Origin of the sequence: Bradyrhizobium altum (assembly GCF_020889705.1) — a bacterium.
GTDB classification, from domain to species: Bacteria; Pseudomonadota; Alphaproteobacteria; order Rhizobiales; family Xanthobacteraceae; genus Bradyrhizobium; species Bradyrhizobium altum.
On sequence record NZ_JACMYP010000169.1, the window covers coordinates 1 to 20,043 of the forward strand.

The 20,043-nt window shown below is 64.4% G+C and carries 29 protein-coding genes; 15 read left to right on the forward strand and 14 right to left on the reverse strand.

Annotated features, from left to right (window positions below; all coding sequences use genetic code 11):
• Positions 1 to 455 (forward strand): GNAT family N-acetyltransferase (locus tag H8B02_RS31685; RefSeq protein ID WP_229169819.1); only part of this gene is annotated, 455 nt, incomplete at its 5' end.
• A gap of 85 nt (positions 456 to 540) precedes the next feature.
• A complete protein-coding gene (locus H8B02_RS47870) occupies positions 541 to 1,374 on the forward strand; it encodes a transglutaminase domain-containing protein (RefSeq protein ID WP_229169820.1) in 834 nt (277 codons plus the stop codon).
• A gap of 255 nt (positions 1,375 to 1,629) precedes the next feature.
• On the opposite strand, the gene H8B02_RS31695 is transcribed toward H8B02_RS47870, so the two are convergent.
• The 3 genes from H8B02_RS31695 to H8B02_RS31705 all read right to left on the reverse strand — a co-directional run bounded on the left by H8B02_RS31695 (position 1,630) and on the right by H8B02_RS31705 (position 3,906).
• Positions 1,630 to 2,268, reverse strand: a complete 639-nt coding sequence (locus tag H8B02_RS31695; RefSeq protein ID WP_229169821.1) for an NIPSNAP family protein — start codon at positions 2,266 to 2,268, stop codon at positions 1,630 to 1,632.
• An 85-nt stretch (positions 2,269 to 2,353) separates the two neighbouring features.
• Complete coding sequence (locus tag H8B02_RS31700; RefSeq protein ID WP_229169822.1) at positions 2,354 to 3,019, reverse strand: DsbA family oxidoreductase; 666 nt, start codon at positions 3,017 to 3,019, stop codon at positions 2,354 to 2,356.
• Between the two features lie 62 nt (positions 3,020 to 3,081).
• Complete coding sequence (locus H8B02_RS31705) at positions 3,082 to 3,906, reverse strand: helix-turn-helix domain-containing protein (protein ID WP_229169823.1); 825 nt, start codon at positions 3,904 to 3,906, stop codon at positions 3,082 to 3,084.
• Between the two features lie 94 nt (positions 3,907 to 4,000).
• Here H8B02_RS31705 and H8B02_RS31710 point away from each other — a divergent pair, with 94 nt between their 5' ends.
• Both H8B02_RS31710 and H8B02_RS31715 read left to right on the forward strand, forming a co-directional pair.
• Complete coding sequence (locus H8B02_RS31710) at positions 4,001 to 4,225, forward strand: hypothetical protein (RefSeq protein ID WP_229169824.1); 225 nt, start codon at positions 4,001 to 4,003, stop codon at positions 4,223 to 4,225.
• A 30-nt stretch (positions 4,226 to 4,255) separates the two neighbouring features.
• On the forward strand, positions 4,256 to 4,654 hold the full coding sequence (locus H8B02_RS31715) for a hypothetical protein (protein ID WP_229169825.1): 399 nt from the start codon (positions 4,256 to 4,258) through the stop codon (positions 4,652 to 4,654).
• A gap of 204 nt (positions 4,655 to 4,858) precedes the next feature.
• On the opposite strand, the gene H8B02_RS31720 is transcribed toward H8B02_RS31715, so the two are convergent.
• Positions 4,859 to 5,329, reverse strand: a complete 471-nt coding sequence (locus tag H8B02_RS31720) for a group III truncated hemoglobin (RefSeq protein WP_229169826.1) — start codon at positions 5,327 to 5,329, stop codon at positions 4,859 to 4,861.
• A gap of 83 nt (positions 5,330 to 5,412) precedes the next feature.
• Between H8B02_RS31720 and H8B02_RS31725 the strand changes: the two genes are divergently transcribed.
• A complete protein-coding gene (locus H8B02_RS31725; protein ID WP_229169827.1) occupies positions 5,413 to 5,847 on the forward strand; it encodes an RrF2 family transcriptional regulator in 435 nt (144 codons plus the stop codon).
• Positions 5,848 to 5,876: 29 nt separating this feature from the next.
• Here the strand turns inward: H8B02_RS31725 and H8B02_RS31730 are convergent, their stop codons facing one another.
• The gene (locus H8B02_RS31730; protein WP_229169828.1) at positions 5,877 to 6,629 is read right to left on the reverse strand and encodes an SET domain-containing protein; all 753 of its coding nucleotides are present in this window, start codon (positions 6,627 to 6,629) and stop codon (positions 5,877 to 5,879) included.
• 165 nt (positions 6,630 to 6,794) lie between these two features.
• Here H8B02_RS31730 and H8B02_RS31735 point away from each other — a divergent pair, with 165 nt between their 5' ends.
• A complete protein-coding gene (locus H8B02_RS31735) occupies positions 6,795 to 7,397 on the forward strand; it encodes a hypothetical protein (RefSeq protein WP_229169829.1) in 603 nt (200 codons plus the stop codon).
• A 26-nt stretch (positions 7,398 to 7,423) separates the two neighbouring features.
• Here H8B02_RS31735 and H8B02_RS31740 read toward each other — a convergent pair whose 3' ends face one another.
• Entirely contained in the window at positions 7,424 to 8,146 is a 723-nt protein-coding gene (locus tag H8B02_RS31740) for a TetR/AcrR family transcriptional regulator (protein WP_229169830.1), read from the reverse strand.
• Positions 8,147 to 8,259: 113 nt separating this feature from the next.
• Between H8B02_RS31740 and H8B02_RS31745 the strand changes: the two genes are divergently transcribed.
• From H8B02_RS31745 to H8B02_RS31760, 4 genes are all read left to right on the forward strand, one after another.
• Positions 8,260 to 9,663, forward strand: coding sequence for a carotenoid oxygenase family protein (locus H8B02_RS31745; protein WP_229169831.1), 1,404 nt, complete (start codon positions 8,260 to 8,262; stop codon positions 9,661 to 9,663).
• A 298-nt stretch (positions 9,664 to 9,961) separates the two neighbouring features.
• Entirely contained in the window at positions 9,962 to 10,537 is a 576-nt protein-coding gene (locus H8B02_RS31750; protein WP_229169832.1) for a hypothetical protein, read from the forward strand.
• Between the two features lie 58 nt (positions 10,538 to 10,595).
• Positions 10,596 to 11,150 carry an inner membrane-spanning protein YciB gene (locus tag H8B02_RS31755; RefSeq protein WP_212310026.1) on the forward strand — a complete coding sequence of 185 codons (555 nt, stop codon included), beginning with the start codon at positions 10,596 to 10,598 and terminating at the stop codon, positions 11,148 to 11,150.
• Between the two features lie 79 nt (positions 11,151 to 11,229).
• Positions 11,230 to 11,526 carry a hypothetical protein gene (locus H8B02_RS31760; protein WP_229169833.1) on the forward strand — a complete coding sequence of 99 codons (297 nt, stop codon included), beginning with the start codon at positions 11,230 to 11,232 and terminating at the stop codon, positions 11,524 to 11,526.
• Positions 11,527 to 11,589: 63 nt separating this feature from the next.
• Here H8B02_RS31760 and H8B02_RS31765 read toward each other — a convergent pair whose 3' ends face one another.
• Genes H8B02_RS31765 through H8B02_RS31770 form a run of 3 tightly spaced genes read right to left on the reverse strand, consistent with a single transcriptional unit; the run spans position 11,590 to position 13,930 of the window.
• On the reverse strand, positions 11,590 to 12,096 hold the full coding sequence (locus H8B02_RS31765; protein ID WP_312001399.1) for a DUF429 domain-containing protein: 507 nt from the start codon (positions 12,094 to 12,096) through the stop codon (positions 11,590 to 11,592).
• Positions 11,984 to 12,265 carry a DUF429 domain-containing protein gene (locus tag H8B02_RS48195; RefSeq protein WP_283842268.1) on the reverse strand — a complete coding sequence of 94 codons (282 nt, stop codon included), beginning with the start codon at positions 12,263 to 12,265 and terminating at the stop codon, positions 11,984 to 11,986. Before H8B02_RS48195 ends, H8B02_RS31765 begins: the two co-directional genes overlap by 113 nt.
• 9 nt (positions 12,266 to 12,274) lie before the next feature.
• Positions 12,275 to 13,930 (reverse strand): fumarate hydratase, encoded by a 1,656-nt coding sequence (locus tag H8B02_RS31770; protein ID WP_229169835.1) that lies wholly within the window; start codon positions 13,928 to 13,930, stop codon positions 12,275 to 12,277.
• 233 nt (positions 13,931 to 14,163) lie between these two features.
• Here H8B02_RS31770 and H8B02_RS31775 point away from each other — a divergent pair, with 233 nt between their 5' ends.
• Positions 14,164 to 14,481, forward strand: a complete 318-nt coding sequence (locus H8B02_RS31775; protein WP_229169836.1) for a Kazal-type serine protease inhibitor family protein — start codon at positions 14,164 to 14,166, stop codon at positions 14,479 to 14,481.
• Positions 14,482 to 14,604: 123 nt separating this feature from the next.
• A complete protein-coding gene (locus H8B02_RS31780; protein WP_229169843.1) occupies positions 14,605 to 15,048 on the forward strand; it encodes a hypothetical protein in 444 nt (147 codons plus the stop codon).
• A gap of 4 nt (positions 15,049 to 15,052) precedes the next feature.
• Here H8B02_RS31780 and H8B02_RS31785 read toward each other — a convergent pair whose 3' ends face one another.
• Positions 15,053 to 15,493 carry an SRPBCC family protein gene (locus H8B02_RS31785; RefSeq protein WP_229169837.1) on the reverse strand — a complete coding sequence of 147 codons (441 nt, stop codon included), beginning with the start codon at positions 15,491 to 15,493 and terminating at the stop codon, positions 15,053 to 15,055.
• Positions 15,493 to 15,819 (reverse strand): ArsR/SmtB family transcription factor, encoded by a 327-nt coding sequence (locus H8B02_RS31790; RefSeq protein ID WP_050421144.1) that lies wholly within the window; start codon positions 15,817 to 15,819, stop codon positions 15,493 to 15,495. Before H8B02_RS31790 ends, H8B02_RS31785 begins: the two co-directional genes overlap by 1 nt.
• Before the next feature lie 155 nt (positions 15,820 to 15,974).
• Here H8B02_RS31790 and H8B02_RS31795 point away from each other — a divergent pair, with 155 nt between their 5' ends.
• Positions 15,975 to 16,649, forward strand: a complete 675-nt coding sequence (locus tag H8B02_RS31795; protein WP_229169838.1) for a methyltransferase family protein — start codon at positions 15,975 to 15,977, stop codon at positions 16,647 to 16,649.
• Positions 16,650 to 16,658: 9 nt separating this feature from the next.
• Positions 16,659 to 17,018: a GFA family protein gene (locus H8B02_RS31800; RefSeq protein ID WP_229169839.1), complete on the forward strand. Its 360-nt coding sequence runs from the start codon at positions 16,659 to 16,661 to the stop codon at positions 17,016 to 17,018.
• 149 nt (positions 17,019 to 17,167) lie between these two features.
• Here the strand turns inward: H8B02_RS31800 and H8B02_RS31805 are convergent, their stop codons facing one another.
• Positions 17,168 to 17,875, reverse strand: a complete 708-nt coding sequence (locus tag H8B02_RS31805; protein ID WP_229169840.1) for a glutathione S-transferase — start codon at positions 17,873 to 17,875, stop codon at positions 17,168 to 17,170.
• 153 nt (positions 17,876 to 18,028) lie between these two features.
• Between H8B02_RS31805 and H8B02_RS31810 the strand changes: the two genes are divergently transcribed.
• Positions 18,029 to 18,433: a DUF3606 domain-containing protein gene (locus H8B02_RS31810; protein WP_229169844.1), complete on the forward strand. Its 405-nt coding sequence runs from the start codon at positions 18,029 to 18,031 to the stop codon at positions 18,431 to 18,433.
• A 78-nt stretch (positions 18,434 to 18,511) separates the two neighbouring features.
• Here H8B02_RS31810 and H8B02_RS31815 read toward each other — a convergent pair whose 3' ends face one another.
• Both H8B02_RS31815 and H8B02_RS31820 read right to left on the reverse strand, forming a co-directional pair.
• Positions 18,512 to 19,189 carry a lectin gene (locus tag H8B02_RS31815; RefSeq protein WP_229169841.1) on the reverse strand — a complete coding sequence of 226 codons (678 nt, stop codon included), beginning with the start codon at positions 19,187 to 19,189 and terminating at the stop codon, positions 18,512 to 18,514.
• Positions 19,190 to 19,336: 147 nt separating this feature from the next.
• The coding region (locus H8B02_RS31820; protein ID WP_229169842.1) for a Tim44 domain-containing protein at positions 19,337 to 20,043 on the reverse strand (707 nt) is incomplete at its 5' end.

Consider the following 20,043-nt stretch of genomic DNA (forward strand, 5'->3'; position numbering starts at 1 on the left):
GCCAGCATGCCGGCGACGCCGCCTTCATCCGCCGCGCGACGTCGGCGCTGGCCGAGACCGGCCGCTGCGAGATCGTCATGCTGCATGTGGGCGGCACGGCGGTTGCGGGCGGCATCGTGGTGCGCCATCAGGACCGCGCCTTCTTCTTCAAGATCGGCATCGACGAGCGCTTTGCGAAGCATTCGCCGGGCGCACAATTGACGCTGGAGCTGACGCGCCATCTCTGCGCCGATCCAGCGATCAATTCGGCCGACTCCACCGCGGCGCCCGGCCATGCCATGATCGACCCGATCTGGCGCGGCCGTTTCGCGATCGGCGACGTGCTGCTGCCGCTGAGGCGACACGATCCGCTGGTCGGCGCCGTTCATGCCGCGCTGACCCTGAACAATTTCGCTTACGAGGCCGCGCGCGGCGCCGTCCACTTCATCCGCAGCCGGCGCGGCAAGCCCGGATAACACGGTCCCCCTTACGCGAGCCCGCGCGGATCGATAGGCTGCGCATGACGGCCTCGAGCCGATGACGTCGTGATCGGGCGGCAACGTGACGATCCAAGAATGCTACGTCCGGCAGGACAAGTTGACCGACCCCGGCGAGTTGGCCGGTGCGTATGACGATTTGCCCGCGACGGTCTCCGGACTGTGCGAGGTCGTCTCGGGGCTGATCATCCACGTCGCCTGGGCCGAGCGATACGGCATTCCGCTTGATTTCCCGATGGTCCGGCAAACCCAACCGGTCGCAGATCGGTTGAAGCTGATCCAGGCGTCGTTCGCCGGATCGCTCACCGCGGCACGCCCGCGGCGCAGCCGCACGTTCGGCACCTGTCGCGACTACGCGCTCCTGCTGTGCAGCATGCTCCGAAGCCGATCGGTCCCGGCGCGGGTCCGCTGCGGCTTTGCGACCTACATTGGTGACGACATCTATCATGATCATTGGATCTGCGAATATTGGTCACCCGGCGACCAGCGCTGGCTGCAGGCCGACGCGCAGCTCGATGCACTTCAGATTGACCAACTGCGGATCACGTTCGACGGCGCAAACCTGCCCCGCGATGCGTTTCTGACGGCATCGCAGGCCTGGCGGCTGGCGAGGAGCAACGCGATGGCTGCCGGAGCCTTCGGACATGGCGCGGCCACCGGTCTGTGGTTTCTTCACGTCAACGTCTACCGCGACCTGCTGTCGCTGACGAACCGGCAAATGTCTGGTTGGGATAGCTGGCGCGACGCTGCACCGGCCAGCAAGGTCTTGAAGGTCGACGCCCTTGCCGAGCTCGACCGGCTCGCGGACGTGGTCACGGCGTTCGAGGATGGCTCGAACCAGTTCACCGTGCTGGACGAAGCGGCATCACGCGACTTGATGCCGCCCTGGCTCTCGTAATGCGCCGGGTAGCCCGGCACAACGGCGCACCGAGCTCGCCTCCTTCACCGCGACCAATGGTTTACCTTTTCGTAGCCATGCAGACACATCAAGAAACAATAAGTTCCCGCCGTCAGGTTGGTGTCAGCTGACCCTTTTAGCGTTGCGGCGCGCTGTTTCTCAGGCAGCGCATGCCCTTGCCTGGAAAGCTTCATCTGATGGAAACATCGGGTGAGGCTTTCTGCCGCTGTACGCCCGGCCCAACCATCCTCTGCATTACTGCAATGGGGAATGCGGGGCCGGCAGCATGATGGTCGAGTGCATCTCCTCGAGCAGCTGCGTGCCTTTGCCCAGGAATTCCAGCCAGGCCGGATCCTTCATCGCCCCGCCGCGCGCCGCGGCGCGGGCGTTGAGATCGGGATAGGCCCAGATGTGGCAGACCTCGTTGGGCTGCCCGGAATCGGTGTGCCAGAGGCCGACGATCTTGGAATATTTCTCGCGCTCCGGCAGCACGCCGGTGATCAGATCGAGCCATTGCTTGACGCCGCCGAGCGGCTTGGCGCGATAGTTGCGGAATTCGTAGATGTTGCCCTTGGTGGCAGGCGCCACCGGCGGAATGATCGCATTCAGCAGCCGGACCTCCTGGCGCACCAAGAGCGGACGGATCGCCGGAATGTACTCGCCGGTCCAGCGCGGGTTCTTCGCAAGCTCGGCACGCAGCCGGGCCCGCTCGTTGAGATCGGCGTAGCTCCACATGTGCATGACCTGATTGAGCGGCCCGATCTCGGTGATCCAGTAGCCTTCCAGCTTGCCGAAATTGTCGGCGCGGATGTCGCGCGAGATCGTGCTCGCCGCCTTCACCATCTCGCCGACGGTCCCTGGACGTACCGTGTAGGTGCGCAGCTCATAGATCATGATGGTCTCCCTGGTTGTTTCCGATGGATCGTGTGGGCAAACGAAAAAGCCCGGCATGCGCCGGGCTTTCGTGAACGATTGCGGACTACTCGGCCGCCTGCGCGTTGATCTCGGCCGAGACCTCGCGGATGGCCCGGGCGAGCTGCTCGGCCGGCTGAGCGCCGGACACCGCGTATTTCTGCGCGAACACGAAGGTCGGCACGCCGGAGATGCCCTTCTCGGATGCTTCCTGCGCTTGCGCGGAGACCAGCGCCACATCCTCGTCGGTGGCAAGACGCTTGCGTACGTCGTCGGCGTCGAGCCCGACATCGGCTGCCGCCTGCACCAGCACATTGGCGTCGGTGAGATCGCCACCGTCCCGGAAATACAGCTCCATCAGCCGCTGCTTCATCTCGGCCGCCTTGCCCTTGGCCTCGGCCCAGTGGATCAGGCGATGGCAGTCGATCGTGTTGGGCTGCCGCTTGACGAGTTCGGGATGGTAGGTCAGCCCCTCCTCATTGGCGGCGGCGACCACGCGGCCGGCGATGCCCTTGTAGGCGTCGACCGAACCGAACTTGGCGGTGAGATATTCCTCGCGGCTGATGCCCTCGCGCGGCACCCAATTGTTGAGGAAGAACGGCCGCCAATGCACCTCGACCGGCACATCGGGCACCAGCTTGAGCGCATCCTCAATGCGATGCTTGCCGATGTAGCACCAGGGGCAAACGACGTCGGAGACGATATCGAGGCGAAGCGGCTTCAGATCGCTCATGGCAGGGTTCCCGGCGGAATTGGAACCCCAAAAGTAGGCCGAAAGCGTCCCGAGACAAGCCGCTATTTCATACTGGCTGCCATCTGCCGCATCCGCTCGGCGGTCGGCTCGTCGGCCGGGAAGAAGGTCTCCAGCGCCAGTTCCTGCAGCGTGATGTCGACCGGGGTACCGAACACCATGGTGGTCGAGATGAAGCTCAATATCTCGCCATTGAGACGGAGCTTGAACGGGAGCGCGACGTTGTTGTCGGGGGTAATCGGGGCGGCCCGCGCCGGGATCGGATAGGACTTCAGGTCCTGATAGAGCTTGAGCAGCTCCGGATCAGCCGTTGCCTCGCACTGCCGATGCAGCCGCTCCAACAGATGCGCTGCCCATTCGGCCAGGTTCACGGTCCGCGGCGCGAGGCCCTCCGGGTGGAACGCCAGCCGCAGGATGTTGAAGGGCTGCCCGAGCAACCGCTGCGGCACGCCCTCGAGCAACGGCGCCACCATGCGGTTGGCGGAGACCAGATTCCAGTGCCGGTCATAGGCCAGCGCCGGATTGGGCTCATGCGCCTTCAGCACCAGGTTGATCGCCTCGCGCGCCGATTTCAGCGCGGGATCCTCCAGCGAGCGTTGCGGGAATGCGGGTGCGAACCCCGCGGCGACCAGCAGCACGTTGCGTTCGCGTAGGGGCACGTCGAGGCGCTCCGCCAGTTTGAGGACCATGTCGCGCGATGGCGCCGAGCGGCCGGTCTCGACGAAGCTCAAATGCCGCGCCGAGATCTCGGCATCGACGGCAAGGTCGAGCTGGCTGAGATGGCGGCGCTGCCGCCACTCGCGCAGGTGCTCGCCGATCAGGACGGGTTTTGCGGGCTCGGCCCGCGCCATGGATGCATGTGCGTTCATGGTGCAAAACCTACCATGCGAAATTCGCCCGTTCCATTACGCCTGAGGTAATCGAATTGGCGCGCGGGCCGGCTCATCTTCCACGGCACAGGAGATGACCATGCTGATGCTGTCCCTTATCCGCGCCTTCGCCGTCCTGATCCCGTGGCTGGTCCATCTGGCCACCTGGCTGGTCGCGCGCTCGCTCAACATGCCCCAGCCGCTCGTGCACGCGACCAGCATGTTCGTGTTCGCGCAGGTCTATGCGGTCGAGATGCGGGTCGGCAAGGCGCTGTGCCCGTTCCGCCTGTGGCGTCAGCTGCAGTCCCTGATGCGCTGAAAACCCATCCCAACCCGAGGAGACACTGCCATGATCCATTCGTCCCAGCTGCTGCGCCGCGCCCTGCTTGCCGATGCCGTGTTCAGCGGCGTATCCGCCATCGCGATGGTGCTCGACGCCGGCGCGCTGGCCTCGCTGCTCGGCCTGCCGGAAGCGCTGCTGCGCGAGACCGGGCTCTTCCTGATCGCCTACACCGCGCTGGTCGGCTGGCTCGGCGCGCGAACCTCGCTGCCGAAAGGACCCGTGATCCTCGTGGTCGCCGGCAATGCGGCCTGGACGCTTGCCAGCATCGCGCTGCTGCTCTCGGGCGCAGTGTCGCCGAACCTGCTCGGCATCATCGTGATCCTCGCCCGGGCGATCGCCACCGGCGTGTTCGCCGAGCTGCAATACATGGGCTTGCGGAAGAGCCAGGGCGTGGTGACGGCGTAACGGCAGCCAACACAACGCTGTCATACCCCGCGTATGCGGGGTATCCAGTACGCTGCGGCCCATCGGATCAATCGTTGGCGTCTCTGGAATACTGGATCGCCCGCTTTCGCGGGCGATGACAGCTGCGTAGGATGGGCAGAGCGAAGCGAAACCCATCGGCTTCGTTCCGCGGCAGGGGGTGGGTTTCGCTGCGCTCTACCCACCCTACAAAGTCGTTGCGGTGTCGCCTGCTTCGCTTCGCCTGTAACGTTCGCCAACCCCGAGCAGCACGCCCTGCCCGCTGGCGACGCCCATCTCGAGGCTCGAGGCGATGCGCCGCGCGCGCTCGATGAAATGAAGCGCCGCGACCGGCGGGCACAGTTCATGCGCCGTCGCCTCGAACAGTTCGAGCCAGCGGTCGAAATGCGCGGCATCGACCGGCAGCTTCATGTGCTTGACCATCGGCGTGCCGTGATAGCACCCGGTCATCAGCGCGACCGACGACCAGAACGCGCACATCTGGGCCAGATGCGGCTCCCAATTGGTGATCCTGGCTTCGAACACCGGCCCGATCATCGGGTCCTTGCGGACCTTGGCGTAGAAGCCGTGCACCAGCTGCTCGATCATGGCCTCGGTGATCCCGGTCCGCGCGACAATCTCGGCGGTGATCTGCTCGCGGCGCTCTGCTCCTGTCATGCCTCACATCCTAAATCGGTATTTTAAATGCTTATTTAGAGTGCTATAGCGGATCCGCCAAGTGCTGATTTCGAAGGGCTTCCATGCGCCTGACATCATTCACGGATTTTGCGCTGCGCGCGCTGATGCGGCTGGCCGGCGAGCCGGACCGCTCATTTGCCACAAGTGAGATCGCGGCCGAGTTCGGCATTTCCCGCAATCACCTCGCCAAGGTGGTGCGCGACCTCGCCGAGGCCGGCTTCATCGCGACCCAGCGCGGCGCCGGCGGCGGATTTTCGCTGGCGCGCCCCCCGCAGGCGATCACGCTCGGCGAGGTGGTGCGCGCGCTCGAAGGCGGCAGCGCACTGGTGGAATGTTTCAGGGATGATGGCGGCGATTGCGTGCTGCTACCACGCTGCCGCTTGAAGGCGAGGCTCGCGGCGGCCCGCGAGGCCTTCATGCGCGAGCTCGACGGAACCACGCTCGCCGAATGCGCCTATCTGCCGCGTCCCACCCGCCATTCGGCGCGCGCGTCATGACGATCGTCGAACCGGATCGGTTTCGGAATTCAGGCCTGCAGCACGCGCGCGGCGCCGCGCTTTAAAGGGGCCACCCGCTTGCCGGCCGCGGCCGTCAGGCTGTGGCCGTTGAGGTGCTTGCCGTTCAAGGCCTTGCTATTCAGAGCCTTGCTATTCAGAGCCTTGCCGTTCAGGCCGTTGCCATTCAGAGCCGCGCCATTCGACGTGTTGCCGTTGCCGAGCTTGCCGTTTGCTTTGGCAGCTTTCTTCGCACTGGCCTTCCTCTGCCTCGCCCGCATTTCAGCGAGCTTCTCGGCCTCACGCTTGGCTTTCCGCTCGGCCTTTTCCTTCAGCCGCAGCCGCTCAGCCCTCGCCTCCGCGCGCTTCTTCTTGCGCTTCTTCTCGCAGGCATCGCACTTGCAGCCGATCGGCTTCAGATAGGCTTTGAAATAGTCGGTTCCGTAATCGTAGTTGATCTCGTCGCCCGGCTCGATGTCCTTGATGGCGCGGATGAAGACCTTGCGCTTGCGCGGCTTGACGTCGGATTCCGCGTTCGGCCTGCAGGCATGGTTGATGTAGCGGGCGACGTTCTCGCGGATCGAGCCGTCGATGGTCCATCGGTTGGTGAGCTCGAACAGATATTTGTTCTCGATCGCGTCCTCATCCTTCTTCTTCGAGTCGAGCAGCGGCCCGAAATAGCGGATGATCTTGGTGCCTTTCTTGATCGGCTTGGTGGCGAAAAGGCCAAGGCCAGTACGGGAACGGCCGACACGATAGGGCTTTTGCGATGATGATGCGGGCATGACGATCGAGGCTAAGGCACGCAAGGTGCACGCGACAGAAGTTGCGAAGCCGCCCTTCTAGGACGATTCCGCGCGCCTGTCAGGTGTTTCCCGCGTGTCTGTTGAACCTTCCCCAGATTGCATATGTCAGACACAAAGTAACGTCCGGATCCCAGGTTTCCCCCGATGAAATACCCTGCTTTTGCAACAATCGTTGTGGCGCTCGCCAGCGCAAATCCTGGTCAGGCTGGCGCCCAAACGATCAACAGCAGCTATACGTCGACCGCGCCGAAGGCCTGCCGGATGATCGGCAAGCCCAACGAGGAGGACGGCAGCGCCACGCGGGTCTGCCCGGGAAAATCCGGCCTTGTGGTGCTGATCAACGAGGGCGACCTGCGCGAAGTGGTCTCGGTGGGCCGAAACCGCGCGGCAGCAGCCAGGGAACCGGCGGCGCAGGCCTGGTTCGGCCCGTTCAGCTCGACCGGCGATACGGTCGAATGGCGTGCCGCCGGCAACAAACCCTTCGCGATCATCCAGCGCTGGCAGATCGCCGACAGCAGGGAGCAGGACAAGCGCGGCAGCCCGGTGTCACGGGCGATGCTCGCCGTGACGCGGCTGCCGCCGGGCGAGGTCTGTCACGTCGCCTATGTCGACGTTGCCGCCAACCCCAACGCCAACGAGCTGGCGCGGCAGGCCGCCGATTATTTCGCCCGCGATTTCAAATGCGGCGCGGACCAGGTGAAGACGATCGGCCAGAGCGGCCGCTCGACGTCGCTGACGAAACGCTAGAAGCCGCCCCGCAGGCGCAATATCGGTTACGGCCGCGCTAGGCGGCCCGCAGACAAACGCAGCATCGCGGTCAACAACGCTTCCACTGATGTGCCCTCGGGCGACCGATCCAGAATCGTCTTGAGGCGGCCGTCGAGCAACAGCATGGTAAAGCCATGCACCAGCGACCAGGCCGACGCGATCGCGGCCGCCTGGTCCAATGAAAGCGACTCCTTGGAAATCTGCTCATGTCGGCTGGCGCCGACGCCGCGGGTCAGCCCGGCGAACGACGCCTCGGACGCCTCGTGCAGCGACGGCCGCTCATGATCGAGCCGCTCGCTGCGGAACATCAGCCCATACATGCCGGGATGCGCCTGCGCATAGGCGACATAAGCCTTGGCGCTCGCCACTCCCTTTTCGGGCGTCGTCGCCGCTGAAGCGTCCGCCGCTGCCATCGCCTGGCCGAATTGCCGGAAGCCGATCGCCGCGAGCTCACTGAGCAATCCGGTGAGATCGCCGAAATGATGCGTGGGCGCGGCGTGCGACACGCCGGCCTCGCGCGCCACCGCACGCAATGTCAGTCCCGCCAGTCCATCGCGCTCGAGCACGCGCTCCGCGGCCTTCAGTAGCGCTTCATGCAGATCGCCATGATGATACGGCGTGTCATTGGTCCGGCGCCGCGGTGCCGAGCGATCGGCGGCACGCGCAACCCGGCGGGTCGGAGCCCGTGTTGGACGAGTCGCCTTGTTTTCTTTGGATAATCTTGCCATGCGGCCCTTATATGTCGCAATTTTTACACTGTAAAGATTTTGCTTGACGATCGGCGGCGTCACTCCTACTGATATCTTTACGATGTAAAGATTATAATGCAGGGAGATGCGGAATGCTCGATCAGGTCACATCCAACACGGCGCGAACCAATCTGGCGCCGATTCCATTTGAAGCCGACGCGCCGTTTCTGAAGATCACAGGCGAATTGCCGCGCGAGTTGAACGGCACACTGTACCGCAACGGCCCCAATCCGCAGTTCAATGTGCCGGGCGCGCACTGGTTCGTCGGTGACGGCATGCTGCACGCCTTCCATCTCGAGAACGGCCGCGCCAGCTATCGCAATCGCTGGGTCCGCACCCCGAAATGGCAGGCCGAGCACGATGCCGGCCGCGCGCTGTTCGGCGGCTTCGGCCGCAAGCTGCCGGACGTCCCTGCCGATATCACGACCGACGGCGGCGTCGCCAATACCAACATCATCTTCCATGGCGGCCGCCTGCTCGCGCTCGAGGAAGGCCATTTGCCGACCGAGATCGAGCCCGGCACGCTCAATCGCCTCGGCTATTGCGACTACAAGGGCGCGATCTCCGGCCCCTTCACCGCGCATCCCAAGATCGACCCGGTCACCGGCGAGATGGTGTTCTTCGGCTACAACGCCGCGGGCCCGCTGACGCCGGCGCTGTCGTTCGGCGCGGTGAGCTCATCCGGCGTGGTGACGCGGTTCGAACGCTTCGAGGCGCCCTATGCCAGCATGGTGCACGACTTCATCGTCACCGAGAACCACGTGCTGTTTCCGATCCTGCCGATCACCGGCAGCATGCAGCGCGCGATGCGCGGACAGGCGCCCTACGCCTGGGAGCCCGAGAAGGGCGCCTATGTCGGCGTGATGAAGCGCAGCGGCGCATCGAAGGACATCGTCTGGTTCCGCGCCGAGACCTGCTACGTCTTCCACGTCATGAACGCGTGGGAGGACGGCAACCGCATCATCGCCGACGTGATGCAGTTCGAGGAAGCGCCGCTGTTCAACCATCCCGACGGCTCGCAAACCGACCCGAAAAAGAACCGCGCGCGCTATTGCCGCTGGACTTTCGACCTATCGGGCAACACCGACCGCTTCACGCAGACCTATCTCGACGACCTCACCGGCGAATTCCCCCGCGTCGACGATCGCCGCGCAGGATTTGCGAGCAATCACGGCTGGTACGCCTGCGCCAACCCCGATCTGCCGATGTTCGGTGCGCTGTCGGGCATCGTGCATGTCGACGGCCGTGGCAAGCGGCTCGGCCACTATCTCCTGCCCGCCGGCGATACCATTTCCGAGCCTGTGTTCGTCGAGCGCGGCGCCGATGCCAAGGAAGGCGACGGCTGGCTGCTCGCGGTGGTCTGGCGTGCCCGCGAGAACCGCAGCGACCTCGCCGTCTTCAACGCCACCGACGTCGAGGCTGGCCCGACCGCGCTGGTTCATCTCGGCCACCGCGTGCCCGATGGATTCCACGGCAATTGGGTGGGGGCGGAGTAGGTGCGCGTCACTCCAGGCGTGAGAATACCCAGTCCCTCCACTCGTCATGCCCGGGCTTGTCCCGGGCATCCACGTATTTGTTGGGTCTTGAAGGAAAGACGTGGATGGCCGGGACAAGCCCGGCCATGATGGCTGGCGATATAAGAAACGACCCACGATCGCTTAGATATCAATCTGAATTCACTCATTTTCTCGAGATCACATCACGATTTTGACACTGTAAAGATTTCGCTTGACGCTCCCTCTGCCCGCCTCTAGCGTATCTTTACGATGTAAAGATCAGCCTTCGAGGCTCCCAATGACGATCTTCCTGATCCTCGCCCCTTACGGCGCCTTCGCCACGCTGATGCTGGTGACCTCGGCCACGGTGAGTTTGCTCGCTGCCGCGCTGATCTGCCTTGGCGTCATCGCGTTCGATATTGCGCGCGGCCGCAGCATCAAGATCCTCGGCGTCGGTTCGGTGATCGTGTTCGCCACGGTCGGCAGCTACCTCACCTTCGTCGATGCGACGCCAAGCACCATCGCGGTGAAGATCGCCGTCGATGCCGGCATCCTGCTGGTGTCGTTCGCCTCGATCCTGATCGGCCATCCCTTCACGCGGCAATATGCGCTCGAGCAGGTCGATGCCGAGATCGCGAAGCAGCCGGGCTTCCTCACTGCCAACTACCTGATCACCGGAGCCTGGACCGCTGCGACGCTGTTGATGTTGATCGGCAACATCGCGGTGCTCTATGTGCCGGCCCTGCCGCTGTGGACCGGCCTCTTGATCGCCTTCGCCGCGCGCAACGCCGCGGTGTGCTTCACCCGCTGGTATCCGCAATATCGCGCAGCCAAGTACGGGACGTCGCCGGCTGGTGCGCTGCCGTCACGCTAGACGCTGCAACAACAACATCACAACGATCATCCTGCCCGAGGCAACGGAAACCACGACAATGAAGAGCGTATTTGCCAGGCTCGCGAGCGACTTCCTCTCCACCATTGTGTTCCTGGTGGTCTACCTCGCCACCGACAATGTCCTGATCGCCACCGCTGTTGCGATCGTGGGTGCGATTGCGCAAGTGGTCTATGCGCGCGTGAAGGGACAGGCGCTCGGCTACATGACCTGGGCGAGCCTTGGGCTGGTGATCGTGCTCGGCGGCGCGACGCTGCTCACCAACGATCCGCGCTTCGTGCTGGCGAAGCCCGCGATCGGCCACATCGCGATCGGCGCGATCATGCTCAAGCGCGGCTGGATGCTGCGCTATCTGCCGCCGATCGTGACCGAGACCATTCCGGAATACGCCACCCTCGCCGGCTATGCCTGGGCCGGGCTGATGTTCATCCTCGCCGCCGGCACCATCGCGATCGCGGCGACCGGCGACATCAAGCTGTGGGCGTTCTACGTGTCGGTGGTGCTGGTCGGCGCCAAGATCGCCGCGTTCGCGATCCAGTACGTCGCTTTCCGCTTCCTGGTCGGCAACCGGCTGCGCGCCGCCGCCCGCGCCTGATCGCCGCAGCCGCGAACTAGGCGCGCGCGCCAAGATAGGCTATACCCGCGCACGCTTTTTTACCGGAGGGGAGACATCAATGGCGGTGGACGGAAACTGGAATCTCACGATGACGACGCCGATGGGCGAGCGCAAGGCGACCTTGTCGCTGGCGAGCTCGGGCGGCACGCTCATCGGTACGCAGGGTGCCGAGGGCAACTCCACTGAAATCTTCGACGGCACCGTGAACGGCGACAGCGTCGCCTGGAAGGTCTCCATCACCAATCCGATGCCGCTGACGCTCGAATTCTCCGGCACGGTCGCAGGCGACGGCATCTCCGGCGAGATGGGCATCGGCCCGATGGGCAGCTTCCCCTTCACCGGCACGCGGGCGTAACCGCTCCAGCTTTTGTTTTGACGCGTTTCACGCGAACCGGTGTCCGCTTCGCTCGAAAACGCTTTAGAACCAGATCTGCATCGGCAGATCATGCGCATCCAGCGGCTGCGGTCCCTCGGGAACGCAGCCGCTCGGTTGATGAGCAGCCAAAGCCACCGCGCTGGCATCCAGCACATCGTCACGCTTCGCGCCGGTGCCGATCCGCGTCTCGGTGAGCCAGCGATCGATCTCGCGAAAGCCTGATCGCTTCAGCAGCTTGCGGCGGAGCGCATCGCCCTCCTCCGACTTCTTGCGCGGCAATGGCGTGCCGCCGTTCAGCCGCAGGAACACCAGTTCGGGATGCACCTCGCGGATGTCGCGTGCGGGGTTCGCGCGCACGAACGCGTCGGCCTCCATGATCTTGTTGCCGAGGTGCCAGAGCTGGCGCGAGACGCGGGTCTGGCCGCGGCGTAGCGCCTCACGGTTCGCCGCGTCGGGATCGCGAAACTCCTGCCACAGCCAGCGCCGTGCGCCGGTGAAGAGCGCGCGAGGTGTGCGGACGCAGCCGCGCGCGGGCCAGACGATCGCAATCGCGCTGGCCGTCATCGGTCATGCCGATCGGGATATCGATCCCGGCGCGATCGAACGGACGCGCCAGCGCGTCCGCAATATCGCCGTGAAAGGAAAGCGTGCGCTGGTCGCCGTCGATGCTGACGGCGACCCAGCCTCTGGAGAATCCGTCGAGGCCTGTTGCCCTCAACCCGGATCCTCAACCCAGATTCAATTCCTTGAAGAAGTCATTGCCCTTGTCATCGATGATGATGAAGGCCGGGAAGTCGACCACCTCGATGCGCCAGATCGCTTCCATGCCGAGCTCGGGATACTCGACCACCTCGACCTTCTTGATGCAGTGCTCGGCGAGGTTCGCCGCCGCCCCGCCGATCGAGCCGAGATAGAAGCCGCCGTGCTTCTTGCAGGCCTCGCGCACCGCGACCGCGCGGTTGCCCTTGGCGACCATCACCATCGATCCGCCCGCGGCCTGGAACTGGTCGACGAAGGAATCCATGCGGCCGGCGGTGGTCGGGCCGAACGCGCCGGAGGCGTAGCCATCGGGCGTCTTGGCAGGACCCGCGTAGTATACCGGATGGTTCTTGAAATAGTCCGGCAGCGGCTCGCCCTTCTCCAGCCGCTCGCGCAGCTTGGCGTGGGCGGAGTCGCGCGCCACGATCATGGTGCCGGTCATCGAGACGCGGGTCTTGATCGGATATTGCGACAGCGTTGCCAAAATCTCTTTCATCGGCTGGTTGAGGTCGATCTTGACGACCTCGCCGCCGAGCGACTGCTCGACCGCGGGCAAATACTGCGCCGGATTGTGCTCGAGCTCCTCGAGATAGACGCCGTCCCTGGTGATCTTGCCGAGCACCTGGCGGTCCGCCGAGCATGAGACGCCGAGCCCGATCGGCAGCGAGGCACCGTGGCGCGGCATCCGGATCACGCGCACGTCGTGGCAGAAATACTTGCCGCCGAACTGCGCGCCGACGCCGAGCGACTGCGTCATCTTGAGGATTTCCTGCTCCATCTCGAGATCGCGGAACGCGTTGCCGTCGGCCGAGCCGTGGGTCGGCAGCGCGTCGAGATAGCGCGCCGAGGCAAGCTTCACGGTCTTCATGCAGAGCTCGGCCGAGGTGCCGCCGATCACGATCGCGAGGTGATACGGCGGACACGCCGCGGTGCCGAGCGTCAGCACCTTCTCCTTCAGGAACGCAAGCAGCCGGTCCCTGGTCAGCACCGAGGGCGTCGCCTGGAACAGAAAACTCTTGTTGGCGGAGCCGCCGCCCTTGGCCATGAACATGAACTTGTAGGCATCGTCGCCCTCGGCGTAGATCTCGCACTGCGCCGGCATGTTGTTGGCGGTGTTCTTCTCCTCATACATCGACAGCGGCGCGACCTGCGAGTAGCGCAGGTTGCGGCGCAGATAGGCGTCGCGCGCGCCTTCGGATAGCGCGGCCTCGTCGTCGCCGTCGGTGATGACGTTGCAGCCCTTCTTGCCCATGATGATCGCGGTGCCGGTGTCCTGGCACATCGGCAGCACGCCGCCGGCGGCGATGTTGGCGTTCTTCAGAAAGTCGAAGGCGACGAACTTGTCGTTGTCGCTGGCTTCCTTGTCCTCGAGGATCGAGCGCAGCTGCTTCAAATGGCCCGGCCGCAGATAGTGGTTGATGTCGCCGAAGGCGGCCTCGGACAGCGCCCGCAGCGCCTCCCGCGACACCACCAGCATGTCCTTGCCCAACACCTTCTCGACCCGGACGCCATCGCTCGTCACCTTCTTGTAGGGCGTGCTGTCGGCACCCAGCGGGAACAGCGGGGTGTGCTTGTAGGGCGGAACGGGCTTCTGCTGGTCGGGGAAGGCTGAGGGGGCGTTCATGAGCTGCTCTTTGGCTTGCAGGTCGGGTTCGTAAGGCCGGTCCGGCCGTGGGGCCGTCGGCAATGTAGAGCCGTTCTAAGCCTTTTTCGGACAAAGGAAAGGGAAGCCGGCCGCCTTCCAGCCATGCGCGGGACCAGCAATCCGCGTGCTATGTTTCATCCCTCCGTAATCTCTGGTTGCCACAACGCTTCAGCGATCCGCGAAACCGGCAAGGAAGCCGTCAGGAGATCATCATGAAGACAGCGCTTTTGATCTGGTTCGCGGCGCTGGCCTTGTTGATCGCGGTCCCGACCGGTGCCGATGCGGCCCGCCTCGGCAGACCGTGCGGCGGCCTCGCCGGCGTTCAATGCAGCCGTAGCGGCCAGTTCTGCCAGTTCAAGCCGGGACAATGCGGTCGCGCCGACCAGACCGGCACCTGCGCGTTCCGGCCGACGATCTGCAACAAGATCTTCAAGCCGGTGTGCGGCTGCGACGGCAAAACCTACGGCAATGATTGCGAGCGCCGCGCCGCCGGAGCCTCCAAGGCGCAGGACGGCAAGTGCGCATCCTGACGAACCGGCCATATTGACGCGCCCCGCTGGAGCCTGCATGTAGCTTCGCGTATTTTCATACCGCGGGGGTATTTCGTGACAGCACCGTTGCGCCGACGCTTTGCCTTGAGCATCCGCTCTTTCATGCCGGCCGCGCTGATCGCGCTGGCGACGGCCTGCGCCGGAGCGCCTGCGCATGCCGATCCCTGCGAGGACATTGCCAAGCAGCTCGCCGGCCAGATCGACGGGCTGAAGGTCAACTTCAGCGCCGCCAACATCACCTACCTCACACATCCGGCGGCGAAGGAATTGTCGCTCGGCTGCCGCGGCAAGGACTATTCGATCGAGCTCTTTGCCAAGACCGATCGCAAGATGAAGCCCGAGTTCTTCAACCTGGTCGGCTCCGCCACCGCGCTGGTCTTCACCGTGCCGAAGGACGACGCCGCCACCGGCACCTCGCGCTGCCTGAAGCGCATGGGCATCCTGCGCGGCAACACCATCACGATGCGCTACCGCCGCCTCAACCTCGAATGCACGCGCAACCGGACCGACGCCTCGATCACGGTTCGGCGCGGCAAGAACGAGTGATCCGTCAGGCTTCCGCGGTGACCCGTCCGATCGCATCGACGATCTTGCCCCAGCCCGGGCCCATCATGTCGAAGGCATAGCGGTTGCCGGGGAACACGAAGCCGTCATGCACCATGCGGATCTGCGTGCCGCCCTCGACCGGCGTCAGCGTCCAGGTGACGACCGAGTCGAGCTTCGAGCCGAATTCCGGATTGGTGTCGGCGCCCCCCTTCCAGGAATAGCGCAGCAGGCGCGGCGGATCGCAGTCCAGCACCTCGCAATGCACGACACCGTCCCAATCGCCGATCGGCTTGGTGCGGAAATTGAAGCGGTGTCCGACGCTCGGCTGAAAATCGTTCGGCATCAGCCATTTCATCAGCAAGTCGCTCGTGGTCAGCGTCCGCCAGATCTTGTCGGCGGCATAAGGCAGCACCTTCTCCACCGTGATCGCGTGCGTCTCACCCATCACTCACTCTCCTTCAACAGCCGTTCCAGATTTGCGAAGCGCTCGGCCCAGAACGTCTCGTAATGGCCGAGCCAGTCGATCAGCGGGCTGAGCCCCTTCGGCGCGACGCGATAATGGATGTGCCGGCCCTCGCGCCGCTCGGCGACGAGGCCGGCATCGCGCAGCGCGCGCAGATGCTGCGACACCGCCGGCTGCGACACCTTGGAGCCCTGCACCAGCCCGGTCGCGGCGATCTCCCCTTCCCGGATGATCCGCTCGAACACCGCCCGCCGCGTCGGGTCCGCGAGGGTCTTGAGCACATTGGTCAGTTGCATGGCTGCGGTCATAAAAATGTATAAGCTATTGCTTATACGATTGTCAATGCAGAGACGATGCAGTCGCGGCGCAGGAACACCGGCCTGCTCCGAAAGTTGATGAATGCGGTCGCATGTTTGCCGGAAAAAGGGTGCGATAATCGCGGCTGGAATCACGGAGCCCGCCCATGATCGCAAAGCTCCTCCTGCAGAACACCTTGTTCGTCCTCGCCATGGCCGCGCTGCTGTTTGGCTTCGCCGGCACGCTGCACTGGCCCGGCGCGTGGGCCTACCTCATCGCCTCGGCGCTGATCGGCCCGGCCTGCGGACTATGGCTTGCCAAGGTCGATCCTGGCCTGCTGGCCGAGCGCATGCGGCTCACCGCGCGTGAGGGCCAGCCCGCCGAGGACAAGCGCTTCATGCTGGTGTTCCTGGTCATCGCCGTGCTGTGGTTCGTCACGATGGGCCTCGATCGCCGGTTTGGCGGCGCCAATGCCGGCGTGCTGCTGATCGTGCTCGGCCTGGTGCTGTATCTGGCCTCGACCGCGCTGATCCTGTGGGTGTTCCGCACCAATTCGTTCGCCGCGCCGGTCGTGAAGGTGCAGACCGAGCGCGACCATCACGTGATCTCGACCGGGCCCTACGCGCTGGTCCGCCACCCAATGTATGCGAGCGTGATGCTGTTCTTCATCGGCGTGCCGCTGACGCTCGGCTCCTGGTGGGGCCTGGCCTTCGCGCCGGTGTTCTTCGCGATGTTCGCGTTCCGCACCGGGATCGAGGAGCGCACGCTGATGGCGGGGTTGTCAGGCTATGCCGACTATGCGGCGCGGGTGCGTTATCGCCTCGTGCCCGGACTGTGGTGAGGGACCATCATGGCAGAGAGCAAGACCTACACCGGCGGCTGCCATTGCGGCCAGGTCCGCTTCGAATGCACCACCGACATGGCCATGGTGACCGCCTGCAACTGCTCGATCTGCACCAAGAAGGGCCTGCACTTCGTGTTCATGCCGCCATCGAGCTTCCAGCTTCGCGCCGGCGCCGAGAACCTGAAGGAATATCTGTTCAACCGCCATGCGATCCGCCACCAGCTCTGCGTCGATTGCGGCGTCGACGTGTTCGCGCGCGGCAAGAAACCCGATGGCACCGACATCGTCGCGCTCAATGTCAACTGCATCGACGGCATCGACCTGTCGAAGATCAAGATGACGCCGGTGGACGGGCGGAATCGATAGAATTCACCGCCACATCCGTCATGCCCGGGCTTGACCCGGGCATCCATCATCTGGAGACAAAGACGTGGATGGCCGGATCATCTAGCGCGAAGACGCGCTTCGCGCTTCTGCCCGGCCATGACGAGAACAGCAGGACTGCGCACAGGCGATCACAAATCCAGCGCCTTGTAGCGCCGGAAGATCCCCTCCTCGTTGAACGGAATCCGCCGCTCGCTGGCCAGATAGGTCTTGATGTTCGGCCGCTCGGCGACGCGGTCGCGCAGCGCAATCAGGCGCGGGACCTTCTTCTCGAATGCCGCCATCCGTTTCGGAAACGCATAGCGCAGGCCTTCGACGATCTGGAACAGCGACAGGTCGGCGTAGGTCAATCGGCGTCCGGTGACGAAGCCGCCGCCATTGGCCCGCACAAGATCCTCGAAATAGCCGAGATATTTAGGCACTCGCGATTTCCAGAACTCTTCCGTGCGCTTCTTCGCCGGCGCCTTCTGGTCCTCATAATACAGCGATGGACCGAGCGGGTGATGGGTGTCGTGGATTTCCAGCACCAGGTCCGCGATGGTCAGCTGCAACTCGTGCACCCAGAGCTTTCCCGCCTCCGCCTTCGGCGCGAGGCCATGGCGCGCGCCGAGATAGAGCAGGATGTTGGCGGTCTGCCCGATCACGAACTGGCCGGCCTTGAGGAATGGCGGCGCAAATGGCGGCGTGCCCTTGTGGGCGTCCATCATCTTCATCATGGCGCCGGTGCCGCCCTTGCCGCGCGCGACATCGGTATATCCGGCGCCTGCATCCTCGAGCGCGAGGCGGACATATTCGCCGCGGCCCTGGATCATCGGCCAGTAGTAAAGCTGATAGTGCATGCACTTACCTCCACAAACTTCACCGCATCACTTTGCTTCACGGTGATCGTAGCCGTGCCACGGTCAGATCGTCCACCGCGCACCGCGCGACTGTCCGAACTGCGCGGACACTGCTAAGGTTCCAGCATCGAGTCTTCGATGAAGGATCAACTTATGGCGGACAACAAGAAGAAGCGGGGCGCACAAGATCGCGCTCTGATCGCGTTGAGCGAGTCCTACGAAGTTGCGTACTGGTCCAAGAAGTTCAAGGTCACTCCGGCAAAGCTCAAGGCGGCCGTCAAGAAGGTCGGGCATTCCGCCAGGAAGGTGGAAGCCCACTTCAAGGAGCAGCGGCACATGGCCGCCGACCGCGCCCGGATCGCGATCAGCGAGCCCTACGAGGTCCGCTACTGGTCGAAGAAGTTCAAGGTGACCCCTGCCCGCCTCAAGGCCGCGGTGGCCGAGGTCGGACATTCCTCGAAGAAGGTCGAGGCCTATTTCGCGAAGAAGAAAACCGCGAAGAAAAAGAAGACGGCCAAGAAGACCGTCAAGAAGGCCGGCAAGCGCAAGAAGAGCTGAGCGCGGCCGCCAAGACGATGGTTAGACGATGAGCGGCGGCGCCAGGCGACCGCCGCTCAATCTCTGTTCGTGACCCTCTCAGTTAGCAGCGAAGCAGTACAGCAGGCCGTCGCCGCCGGTGCTCTTCAGGTCGGCCTGCGAGCAGCCGCCGTCAGGACCGCGCGAGGGATGCGACGTGTTCCAGGATTTTGACGGCTCGTCGTCGCGCTGGCCCTTGCGGTCGAAATGCCCGACCATGGCGGCGCCTTGCGTGCTGCTTGTCCAGTTCTTGCAGGTGCGGTCCTCACCGGCCGCAAACGCCGTACCATCGGCCTGCGATCCCGTCAGCACGTCGTGGCGGTTCGGCGTGTCGCCGGCACCGTTGATGACGTCGCCCTTCTCGGACAGCGCGGTCTGCTTGGTGAGATTGTTGCCGGCGCTGTGCAGATCGGCGACGTCCTTGGCGACCACGACGCCCTTCACATTCTTCCACGGGCCCTTGCCGATGCGATCGCGCGCGTTCACCGCCACCTGGCCATCGGTCGCCTGGGTCGAGAGATAGGCGCGCCATGTCTTCGGCGCGCCGAAACCCGCGGCCTGCGCCAGGGTCTGGCAATGATTGTCGGCGCCGGCGAGGCCGCCGAGATTGCCGCCATTGCCGATGCCGTTGCTGGTCACGAAGAAGCTGGTGTCAGCGGTCTGCGCCGCGGCCGGCGGCGCGGCGATGACGACAAACGCAAGACAGGCAGGAACCGCAATTTGCGCAATGTTCTTCATCTCTTCCTCCCGATGGTTGTTATGGTCCGCTGACATCAACCCGCTGCTCGTCCGGATATTCCGGCCGCGACACGCGAATGAAGCGCACAAAACGAAAGCGCCGCGGTTGATGCCGCGGCGCCTTGTGTTGTCATGTCAGGCAATCGATCAGTTGGTCTGCTGGATCGCCGAGAGCTCCCAATTGCCGCCGCGCTGCCGCACGAAGGTCCAGACCTCGGTGATCTCCTCCGGCTGCCCGCCGCTGACCTGGCGGCCGGTGCCACGCTCCAGCATGGTGTCGACCAGCGCGTAGCGCATCGCGACCGTCGCATATTCGCTGTCGCCTTCACGCCAGGCTTCCGCGAGATCGCCCTGCAAGAGCTTCACATTGGACGTCTTGTTGGTGACGTTGCGCGCCTTGTTCTCCTCGAGATCCTTCGAGAAGTACGACACCATTTCCGGCGTCGCGAGCGTGTGCAGCTTCGCGATGTCCTCGTTCGACCACGCGGCCTGGATGTCGCCGAGCAACCGCTCGAACGTCTCGTAGTCACCAGGTGTGATCTCGACCGGCGCGTTCGATCCGCCGCCGAGGCCAAAGCCGAAGCCCGAACGGGCGTTGGCCTGCGGACCGGGGCCGACGTCGGGTCCACCCGCGTAGGCGGCGGCTGGCGCATTGCGCCGCTGCCACCACGACATCGCGAGCCGGACCACCAGCACGATCAGGCCGATCTGCAGCAGCAAGCCGAGCATCGACGACAGGCCGCCAAGGCCCGAGAACAGGCCACCGCCGAACAGCATGCCGAACAGGCCGGCACCAAGGAAGCCCGCAGCCAGGCCGCCGAGCAGGCCGCGCCCCATTCCGCCGCGGCCGAACA